Source organism: Agathobacter ruminis (assembly GCF_002735305.1).
GTDB lineage: Bacteria > Bacillota > Clostridia > Lachnospirales > Lachnospiraceae > Roseburia > Roseburia ruminis.
This window is the reverse complement of record NZ_PDYG01000123.1, coordinates 120,206-131,646: the sequence shown is the minus strand read 5'-3', so window position 1 is coordinate 131,646 and position 11,441 is coordinate 120,206. Positions and strand designations below refer to the sequence as shown.

General features: G+C 42.9%; 8 protein-coding genes. All 8 read left to right on the top strand.

Going from position 1 to position 11,441, the window contains the following annotated elements; all coding sequences use genetic code 11:
* A partial coding sequence (locus tag CSX02_RS13685) for a hypothetical protein (RefSeq protein WP_207653786.1) occupies positions 1-1,391 on the top strand: 1,391 nt, incomplete at its 5' end.
* Entirely contained in the window at positions 1,388-2,593 is a 1,206-nt protein-coding gene (locus CSX02_RS11700) for an ABC transporter permease (RefSeq protein ID WP_099386800.1), read from the top strand. The genes CSX02_RS13685 and CSX02_RS11700, both read left to right, overlap by 4 nt.
* A complete protein-coding gene (locus CSX02_RS11695; RefSeq protein ID WP_099386799.1) occupies positions 2,590-3,636 on the top strand; it encodes an ABC transporter permease in 1,047 nt (348 codons plus the stop codon). Before CSX02_RS11700 ends, CSX02_RS11695 begins: the two co-directional genes overlap by 4 nt.
* A gap of 124 nt (positions 3,637-3,760) precedes the next feature.
* The gene (locus CSX02_RS11690) at positions 3,761-5,251 is read left to right on the top strand and encodes a methyl-accepting chemotaxis protein (RefSeq protein WP_099386798.1); all 1,491 of its coding nucleotides are present in this window, start codon (positions 3,761-3,763) and stop codon (positions 5,249-5,251) included.
* A gap of 318 nt (positions 5,252-5,569) precedes the next feature.
* On the top strand, positions 5,570-6,142 hold the full coding sequence (locus CSX02_RS11685) for a hypothetical protein (RefSeq protein WP_031546056.1): 573 nt from the start codon (positions 5,570-5,572) through the stop codon (positions 6,140-6,142).
* Between the two features lie 468 nt (positions 6,143-6,610).
* Positions 6,611-8,788 carry an ABC transporter substrate-binding protein gene (locus tag CSX02_RS11680; RefSeq protein WP_099386797.1) on the top strand — a complete coding sequence of 726 codons (2,178 nt, stop codon included), beginning with the start codon at positions 6,611-6,613 and terminating at the stop codon, positions 8,786-8,788.
* An 83-nt stretch (positions 8,789-8,871) separates the two neighbouring features.
* Positions 8,872-10,443: an ABC transporter permease gene (locus CSX02_RS11675; protein WP_099386796.1), complete on the top strand. Its 1,572-nt coding sequence runs from the start codon at positions 8,872-8,874 to the stop codon at positions 10,441-10,443.
* Positions 10,444-10,448: 5 nt separating this feature from the next.
* On the top strand, positions 10,449-11,417 hold the full coding sequence (locus tag CSX02_RS11670) for an ABC transporter permease (RefSeq protein WP_051638045.1): 969 nt from the start codon (positions 10,449-10,451) through the stop codon (positions 11,415-11,417).
* The last annotated feature ends 24 nt before the right edge of the window (positions 11,418-11,441 follow it).

Genomic DNA, 11,441 nt, shown 5'->3' with positions numbered 1-11,441 from the left:
AGCAGCCGGTACAGCCGCAGCAACCATATGATATGTATGCACAGTATGCACCGCAGAAAAAGAGCAAAAAGGGACTGATTACAGGTCTCGTATGCGGTGGAGTCGCAGTGGTTGCAGCAGTCGTATTTGTGATTTTGTTTGCAACCGGTGTGATTTTTGCAAAGCCGGCAAAGAAAGTGGAGAACGCTTTTAAGGCAACTGCAAAAGATCAGGGTGCACTGGCCAAAGCACTTGATTTGGAAGAATTATTGAGCAAGTCCGGTGCCAAAGAGGCGAGAGTGGACTTTGATATTGCGGAAGATATGAACACCTTACAGGGTACTGTCGCATTGACAACCGGTGGTGAGATTCAGGAACTTTACGCAAAAGTAAACGGAAATATGATGGGATATGCGTTTGATGTCGATGGCAAAATCCAGCTGACCGAAGATGCAATCCTGTTTGGCTCTTCCGTTTTAAATGATAAGCTTTTGAAGCTTGGACTTGATAAGATGCCGGGCGGTTATCTTGGCACAATGATTGACGAGCAGAGATTTAATCAGTTGGCAGAGGTGTTAAAGAGTGCTTATCAGACTTTGAAGAAGAGTGATATCGATTCTTCTGACGCATACCAGACTGTCCATGACTGGTTCTATGGATTGGAATTCGAAAAGCTTGACAAGAAAGAATTCGAAATCGACGGAAAAGATGTTTCCTGCGGCGGTTATGAATTTACTATTTCAGCAGATGATATTGAAAAGCTGATCGATGATTTTGGATTTTTAAAGGATGAGCAGTTCAAACTTGCATTCGAGCAGGCAGCAGGCATGTCTTTGGACAATGCACTTGCAGCTATTCGAACAGTCGGCGATTTCAAACTTCAGGCATATATCTATGACGGTATGCTTGCAGCACTTGATTTGAGTATCAGAGACATCGGTGTGACCATTGAATTCCAGGGTGGTGATTATCGTACCCAGAATATGGCCATTGCAGTTGCAAATCAGACTGTATTTATCAAGGGAAGTACAGAAGGAGATGTTGAGACAAGATCTATTTCTTATCAGGATACCGAAGTTCTCAAATATACCTATGATGCAAAGAGCGGTGATTTTGTTGCTTCGATGATGGACGGTGATACAGAAGCAAGTATTGAATTGAATATCAAGAGAACCTCCGATTCTTTAACCGTATCGGTTGTAGATCTCAAAGAGAACGGAGCAAGCATATTTGCAGACGGACAGAAGGCAAATATCAGCTTTGGCATCAGCGCATGTGATGATGTAAAAGAACTGGATGGTACCGTTGTGGATCTTGGAACACTTGATGAGGAAGGATTCAATGAGTTGGCAGATCTTCTGAAAGACAACCTGATGATGAAATTCCCTTCCCTTTTCTATTTGATCGGATGAAAGCAGTTTTAAATTATTTTTTCTTACAATTAAAAAGAAGCCTGGCGGCATTCTCCAGGATGATGGGAAGCGTAATCGTGATGATTGCGCTTTCTATTCTGCTTGCCTGGGGAGTCAGCCGTTCATTTTCAAATGTGCAGATGCTTGAGCAAGTGACATTGGCGGTGGTCTTGTCCGAAAATGAGGATGAGACGGAGATGATTCTGGATTTGATTTCCGGAATGCCAAGTGTGGAAAGTGTCTGCACTTTTGTCTATTTGCCAAAAGAGGAGGCGTTCGAAAAACTAAAACGCAGGGAAATCGAGGCGGCAATTGTTCTCCCGGAAAATTTTTATGATGATGTCAATCATGGGACGAATACGCCATTGACCATTTATTTTTCCGCGGATGTGGATCTGGATACTTCCATGTTCAAAGAATTGCTCTATGACGGCGTATCTTTTGTGCGTGTGACGGAATCTGCAATCTATTCCGTGGTGGATATGCGCGATCTGTATGAACTGAAAATGAGCAAAAAGGACACCTATGCATTTTTGTCTGAATTTTATTTATGGCACGTCTTCGGGCGCGGAGAAGCATTCCAAAATCATGTTTTGTCAGCAACCGGAGAAGTAAATCTGGTGCAATATTATATCACGGTGGGGGTGTTTTTGTTCCTACTATTGGGAAGTCTGACATTTGGCTTCTTATATAAGGAAGAGGAGCAAATCCTTTACAAAAAATTGCGCCTTATGGGAATCGGTTCCTCCGCCGTGGCGGGAAGCCGCGTTATCATCATGTCCGTATATGCCTATGTGGCAATGCTTTTGACATGGATTGTCGGCATCATTACGGGAATCGTCCGCGAAAAATCACTGTTCAGCGGATCGGTGCTGGTGCCGATTCTTTTGATCCTTCCGGCATTTGCGATGGCGGCATTTTGCAATTTGATATATTCTCTTGCAAAAAATCAGACGCAGGGCATGTTGATTACGCTCGCAGTCAATGCTTTTATGCTCATCTGCGCCGGCGGGCTGTTGCCGCTTTCCTATTTTCCGAAGGGCATACGCATGATTGGAGAAGTCCTGCCGCTTCGCCTGTGGATGGAATCACTGCAGCGGATTTATTTCGGGAAAAGCCTCGGTGCCTATGTGTGGATTGCAGTGGCACTCGGCATCGTATGTTATGGAATCTCAATTGTAATCACGGAGCATAAGAAATGAGACAAGCATGTAAGTGGTTTCCACTTTTATTAAAAGCACAACAGAAGAGACCGGAGAACTGGATTGCCTGTCTGGCGATGATTGCGGTGATGTTTGTGATTGCCTCACTGAAACTGCCTGACGGGGAGAATTTTGGCGTCGGCATTTATTGCGAAAAACCGGAATACGCAACCGAAATGCAAACACTGCTGAATCAAAATGAAACCGTTTATGATTTCAAAGTCTATGATTCCAAAGAGCGAATGAAAGAAGAAATCCTAAACGGAACCATTGAATGCGGCTTTGATATCGATGCCTCTTTCAAAGAAAAATTTGCAAACAAAAATCAGAAAGATGTCATTACCTATTATTGTTCGAGCTATACCACGCGCGGAGAAGTGGCAAAAGAGACTTTGTATGTCACACTCCTGAAAATGCAAAGCGAAATCTTTTTGCAGGTTGCCGCACCGGAAATCTACGAAAAGCCGGACGCACAACTCATAGAAGAATTGCAGAAACAGCAGGAATATTATGAAAGCGGTGATGCACTCCTGGCCGTTCGCAGCGAGGTAATCGGTGATCCGAATCGAAAAACTCCGAAAAAATACAGTTCATATCAGGAATCGCATCCATACATGGGAAGCCTTGCCATTCTGCTTTTCCTTGTCATCTTTCTCTCTGTCGGAGACACACTTGCCAAGGAAAAGAGCGGATTTCCAATCTGCCTGACTGCGCATGAACGATTCATCTATGCATGCACAAAAGCATTCGCGGCTGCTACGGTGCCTGGGGTTGTGGCATTCATACTGGCCTGCATCTTCGGAGAAGGAAACCGCAATCCGTTCTGGATTCTGCTCAAGCTTCTGCTTCTCCTGCTTGTGGCATTTGTTTTTTGCTACGCTCTGGCGCGTATTTTGCGCAGGGAAAACCGTTATATGGCAAGCTTGCTGGCACTGCTTCTTGCAATTGCTGTCATGACCACCGCATACTTCGACCTTTCGATCATGCTGCCGGTCATCGGAATTCTGCGCTGGCTTCTTCCGGTGTCCTACTTCCTCCTGTAATCCACATCCGGGGGATGAATCGGATGTGGTTTTTTGTGGGAAGGTATTGCACGGGAATTGGAATGTGATAAAATAAAAATATCTGTAATACAGAAATATTAGGAGACATGAAAAGGGGGCTATTATGACCAAGAATCAAATTAAGCAGGCCAATCTGGTACTGTTTATCACACTGATGGTAACGGGTTTATTCAATATCATCGGATTGACAACATTATTACAGAATATTGAATTCGCAGGACTTTCACCGAGTGTTCCGATTTCAATTATGATTTTGTTTGCAGTCTTTATGCTGGCATGCATCGTCATTTTTGTGACAAAGCGGGATGAAAGCCTGTTGTTGTATGTGGGAACATTCGGATATTTGTTCCTGTATGCATTTGCAATGATTATGCAAAAGACTTCAACCACATTTCCATATATTTATCCGGTATTGATTGCGGTAATTGTATATGGAAATAAGATTGTACTTCGCATTGCTGCGGTTGCACAGCTGGTAATCAATGTGATTATGGTTGGCATCACAGTCAGCAGAGCAGCAGACATTCAGCTGGTCATGGAGCAGATCAGTATTGAAACGATTGTATCCATTCTCGGATGCATTACCTTTATTATGGCAAACAATCTGATTACCAAGTTCCACATGGAAGCACAGAGTTCTGTCATGAGTGCGGCTGAGAAGAGCGAAGGCATGTCGCATGAAGTGGTTTCTTTGGCAAAGGATGTACTTGATATGGTACTGTCAACCAAGGATTATATGGAGAGCATCGATCATTCTGTTCGTCAGGTGCATGAATCCATGGGCGCAATCGAGGATAGCGCAACATCAACTGCCAACGCATGCATCCAGCAGACGGATATGACCAGTGCCATCCAGGATGTGATTGAAGAGACCGTTGATAAGACAAACAGCATTGTGGGAATTACCGATTCTGCGACAAACTCGGTCAACGAAGGTGCTCAGCTTGTGGATGAATTAAATGCAAAAGCCGAGACCGTGATCGAAGCAGGAACCAAGATGCAGCTTGCTGCAACACATCTGCAGGAGAAATCAGTCGAAGTTCGTTCCATTACAGATATGATTTTAAATATTTCAAGTCAGACAAACCTGCTGGCATTGAATGCATCCATCGAGGCAGCGCGTGCCGGTGAAGCCGGAAGAGGATTTGCAGTCGTTGCTGAGGAAATCCGTGTACTGGCAGATCAGACCAGAAGTGCAACAGAAGAGATTACTGCAATTCTCGATACTCTGGTACAGGAAGCACAGAGTGTTTCCACACAGGTCGGAGAGAGTGTTGCAATCAATGAGCAGCAGAGTGATTTGATCAAGAATACCAGCGATTATTTCAGTTCAATCCAGTCAAGTATTCAGGAACTGAATGCAGAGATTGCACTGGTGAATAATATGATGAGCAATGTCAGACAGTCCAATGGTCAGATTGTGGACAGCGTTGAGACATTGTCTGCAACATCGGAAGAAGTTTCGGCAAGTGCGATTACTACCAAAGAGCTTGCGGCTACATGTGTGGATACGGTTGCTGACTTCGATTCCAAGATGCATGATGTGGAAAAGAAGGTTCGCATCCTTGCAACCTACGGAGAAAATGAAGCATAAATCATAAGAAAAGCAAGGCAGGGCGCTACCGCGCCCTGCTTTTTTACTTTATAGAAAATTCTTCCGAATTTTCTATAAAGCAAAAAGCGTTCCGCAAAGGATGCGCACTCGCGCGAGAAGAAGATTGTTGCTAAAGCAACACGCGCTCGGCGCGCAGAATCTCGCAAGCGAGATTCTATTTTTAACAACTTTATAGGAAAATGGTACCAAAATGCTAAACCGAGGGCTCAAGTCTCCGAAATAATTAATGTGTAAAGGGAATTACACCAGATATGGTAAAAGGATTTACCGAGGGGCACAATATATGAGGGTTCGGTTATGGTTCTTTTATCAAACACAATTTACGATCATGTAAATCACACTTACAATTCCATAGTACGAAATGAGAAGCCTGTATCTGATTCGCAGAATCAGCAAACGGCGGGAAATGGTTTTGATGAAGATGCTGCAGTTCTTGAATTGTCTCATGAAGGTGTGCGTCGCCTGACAGTAACAGAGTCACAGAATCGTCCGGGACAGTTCAGACAGGAAAGTCGCGAAGAAAACTTTCATATAAAGAAGGAAGACGCGCAGGACAATGTCGAGAATGTACTTGCCCGTATCCAGAAATATATGGCAAGAGGTCTTCAGCTTGGAAGTGAAGCACAGGAGAAAGATATCACACAGGCAGATCGTCAGGTAATCAAGAATGAAATCAACAAGATCAATCGTGTGGTAAACAATTTGAGTGCCGATACGGCAGTGGATGCAACCAAAGTATTGGAGCATACGATTCAGATGAACGGCGATATGGTTCGACACTCCCGTGAAAACATTCTACTCAATGCAGAGGATTCTTATCACGCACAGGGAACGATTAACAACGCGCATGCAATGGCGCTTTTGGCATAATAATAATGAAAGGTAATGAAAGGGTCTCAGATAATATCTGTGGCCCTTTTTTGATATATCAGAAATCGATAGCGCACAATCAAGATATATTAATATGGAAAAAGTACCATAACTAAGGGTTATAAAGCATATATATACAGGGAATTATAGTGTATATTTTCATTGTATATACATGAAATCAACTAAATCAATGGTTGAATGAATATTTATAAAAGTGTATACACAAATTGACAAACGAGAATTGTCGTGTATAATAATATAAGACTGTTCGTCAGTGGTAGACACTTGTTTTTCAAACGAAAAGACAGAGACGACGTAAGATAGAAATGTGCAGTGGCAATGGCGCCAACGGCACTTTTTTTGGTTATAGGGTACTTTATCACAGTAAAGTCGTGTACCTACAAAGCATTATGATATTATACTGGAGACAGTTAATATAAAAAATACTTAGTTTTAAGGAGGAAAACTATGAAAAAGAAGCAGTTATTAAGCCTTCTGCTTGTTGCAGCAATGACAGTCGGCTTAACAGCGTGCGGTGGAAAAGAGAAGCCAAATGACACCTCTAAAGAAACCGACACAAACGGAAGCGAAGCATTACCTACTGATTATGAGGGACTTTCCGAAGTGATTTACATGGACGCACTCGGCGATTTCTATGAACTTTATCAGCAGGCACAGGAAGAAACCGATGCTGACAAGAGATATGCATTGGAAGCTCTTGCAGAAGCAAAGATGCTTGAGTCAGGAACCATTCTTCCTACCACATCAAAGGGTGGTGCATATGTACTTACCCGTAACGCTCCTAATACCATCTCTTCTGTATTATACGGTGGTGATGCAGAGCGTTATGAAACACTTCTTGCAACGAAGGAATTCGTTACGAAAGAAGACTGGGACGCAATGCGTGCAATGTATGGTGAGTTAAAGGGAACCGGTACTTATTATGAGAAATGTAAAGAATATCTTACCTCTCATGGTTACACACTCACAGATACTTTCAGCATGATTTATACTGATGACAACAAGTCATGGGATGTATTTACAGAGTGGAACGCATCTATGTACGAGCCACTTTGCCTGACATTTGACCGTCTCTTACAGTATGACTGTGAGAATACACTTCAGCCTTCTCTTGCAGAAAGCTATACTGAGAAGAAGAACGATGACGGAACCGTAACCTATACTTTCAACATTCGTAAGGGTGTTAAGTGGGTTGACTCTCAGGGACGTGAATATGCAGATGTAACTGCAGACGACTTCGTTGCAGGTGCTGAGCACTTATTCGATACCGGTAGCGGTATGGAAGCTCTTTGGGGATCTGAAGGTGCAAACATCGTAAATGCAGATGAATATATTGCAGGTGATGAGACTGACTTCTCCAAGGTTGGTGTAAAGGCAGTTGATGATTACACACTTGAGTATACTTTGAAGAAAGAAGTTCCTTACTTCGTAACCTTGCTTGAGTATACAACATTTGCTCCTTTGAACCGTGCTTACTACAAGTCACAGGGTGGTACCTTCAGCGCTGAAGGTGATAACTACACCTCAGGTGATTACGGTAAGACTCAGGATAACATCCTTTACTGTGGACCATACCTTGTAAAGAGAGCTGATCAGAAGAGTGCAATCACCTTCGAATTGAACAACAGCTATTGGAACAAGGACAAAGTTACAATCAAGACTTTGAACTGGATTTATGATAATCTCGGTGATGTTCAGAAGACATATGACAATGCAATCAACGGTGTTACCAACGGTGTTGGTTTGACAGAGGCTATGGTTGCTATTTGTAAGGCAGACGGAGATCGTTTCGACAAGTATGTTCATGTATCTTCTACCGATGCTACAAGCTATCTTGTAACTTACAACATCAATCGTCAGGCATATGCAAATGTTACCGACGATACCAAGCTGAAATCTGAAAAGACCGATGAGCAGAAGGTCGCTTCTGACAAGGCTCTTAAGAACCAGCATTTCCGTCTTGCTATTAGCTATGCTGACGATCGTGCATCATGGAATGAGCAGACAAGAGGTGCTGACCTGAAGCTTGCAAACCTGACAAATTCATATACACCTGGTGATTTCGTTACCCTTTCAAAGGATGTAACTGTTGAAATCAATGGAAGCGAGCAGACCTTCAAGGCAGGAACCTACTATGGTGAAATTCTTCAGGCTCAGTTGAATGCAGACGGATACCCAATCGTTGCATGGAATCCGGAAGCAAACGACGGAATCGGTGGAAGTACCGGATATGACGGATGGTATCATCCGGAAGAGGCTGTTAAGGAGCTTGACAAGGCAATTGAAGAGCTCAAGGCTGAAGGAGTAGAAATTACAGAAGAGAACCCAATCGTTCTTGATCTCCCTGTTACCAGCGAAGCTACTTACATGGTTAACCGTGCAAATGCTTACAAGCAGTCTATTGAGAAAGTATTAGGTAACAAAGTCATCATCAACCTGAATGTTGATCCTAAGTATGACACAATTCTTGATGCTACTTACTACACCAAAGACGGTAAGGAAAGCAACTTCGATATCAACGACAATACCGGTTGGGGTCCTGACTTCGGTGATCCTTGCAGCTACCTTGGAACTCTTGCACCATACTACAGCGGTGCATTCACCAAGAACTTCGGTATTTACTAAAAGATACCAAAAATAAAATACAAACATTCGGGACAGCAGTGCGCAAGCACTGCTTCCCGTTGTGTTTATGAAGAGTGACTATTATGACTAAATATTTGTTAAAAAGACTCCTGCATGGAGTGATTTCAATTATATTTGTGGTGGCAATTGTAATGCTGTTAATCTACTCGCTGATGGATCGCGATAAGATTTTCAGTAGCGACAGTGCTTATTCACATCAGAAGAATAATGCAAAAATTGCATACATGTACCAGAAATGGGAAGAGTATGGATACTTAGATTATGTACCATACAGCGATTATATGAAATCGCTTATGAAGAGTGGCGATATTGATGAAGCCACTTACAAGGAAAGTGTTAAGCTTGGCAAGACTGCAAAGCAGGACAAGAAGATTGCCAAGGAAAATGCCGCAAAATTTAAGAAGTATTATGAGTCCAAGGGGTATACCGTCGAGCGTGTTGACGCAATCACACAGAGAAACAGAATTGCAGACGGTGGTGCATCCCTGTTATTTGCGTATAAGAATACTCCGGTTACAACCAGACTGTTTCGTTACTTAACCGGAATCTTTAAATTTGACAGCGTCAACACCATAGAAGATATAGAAGGAAAGAGAGGCTTGACCTTTACCTGGAAGGATCCGGCATACGGCGGAGACAAGTTCGCTCCGGCTTTGATGGGCAATGGTACAAACCATAAATATCTGATATATGTGGATAATAAATTCCCGTTCGTACATCAGAACATGCTCAGTTTAAATCTGGGTCTTTCATATACTGTCAACCAGGGCGTGGAAATTACAACCACGATGACACAGTCACAGGGTATGACAAAGTCAGTTATGACAACATATCCGACAGGATTGCAGGAAGAAAGTGCAGACGATTTACACAGTGCTGTATATTCCGCAGGTTCGCTGGTTGATAATCCGATCAATGAAGCACGTTTTACGGACAATTATACAAGAGTACAGTTGCGCCGTGGCGGTAAATCCAAACTTGGATATTCCTTCATCATCGGTATCTTTGATGTCATCTTTGCATATCTGATTGGTCTTCCACTCGGTGTATTGATGGCTCGTAAGAAAGACAAATTCATCGATAAGCTCGGTACGGTTTATATCATGTTTATTATTGCGATTCCGTCTCTGGCATATATTTTCCTGTTCAAGGCAATCGGTGGTTCTCTGTTCCATCTGCCGACACAGTTTGATACCAAAGACGAAATCTGGCCGATGTACATTCTGCCGATTATCTCATTGTGCTTACCGGCTATTGCAGGTTTGATGAAGTGGATGAGACGATTCATGATCGACCAGATGAGCGCCGATTATGTAAAATTTGCCCGCTCCGGCGGTCTGAGCGAGAAGGAAATCTTCTCTAAACATATTATGAAGAATGCGGCTGTGCCGATGTGCCACGATATTCCTGCAAGTGTATTGGGTGCATTGACCGGTGCGATTATTACAGAGCGTGTATACGGGGTTCCTGGTGTCGGTGATGTTTTGACACAGGCAATCGGAAAATATGACAACGGTGTAATCGTTGGTGTTACCTTGTTCTATGCAGTACTTTCCGTACTTGCATTGGTACTCGGCGATACCTTAATGTCAGTGGTTGACCCACGAATTTCATTCTCTACGAAGGATAGGTGATAACGATGGAATATAATTTAGATCAGTTTGGAATGTCAAAGGAGGAGCTTTTTGCTCCGGTAGACCATAACGATCTGGAATCAGAGAAGATTACAGCTCCGCGTTATTCCTATTGGCATTCGGTATTTCGTGTATTTTTTAAGAAAAAGATCAATATCTTTATTCTTGCCCTCTTGGGTGTGATTGTATTGCTTGCATATCTGTATCCGCTTTTTGTGGATTACGATCGCTATATGAACGTGCTTGATGCTTCTACCAAGCATTTGACTCCGGCGAAAGCAATCGAACGTTTTGGTTTCAGTATCCATTGGATCATGGGAACCGGTGGTGCAGGACAGTCCACATGGGATTCTATCTGGTATGGATCAAGAATCTCTATTTCACTGGCATTTGTCTGCGCTTTGATTAATATGACTATCGGCGTGCTTTTTGGAGCAATCTGGGGATTCTCCAAGAAAGTCGATGTGGTTATGATTGAGATTTACAATATCGTTGCGAATGTGCCTTATCTTTTGGTAATTTCCGTAATGGTAATGATTTTCTCCGCCAGCTTCTGGACATTGGTATTTGCCATGACCGTTACAGGATGGCTTGCAATTGCATACTTTATGCGTACCCAGGTTTTAATCATCAGAGACCGTGAATATAACCTTGCTTCTAAATGCCTTGGTACCTCCTCCTTTAAGATTGCAATGAAGAACATCCTTCCGTTCCTGACTTCTATCATCATGACTGTTGTAGCTACGGAGATCCCTTCTTATATTTCGTACGAAGTATTTTTATCATATATCGGAATGGGTATGTCAGACGCTTCTCTTGGCCGTTTGATTTTTGAGGCTGAGTCAGCAATGCTTACTCCGGGATGGCAGTTTGAATTCTGGTGCCCGGTAGCAGTTGCTTCCATCATCACTGTCGTACTTTATGTAGCAGGACAGAACTTAGGAGATGCTTCCGACCCTCGTACACATATGTAAAACGAAAGAAAAAGGACACATATC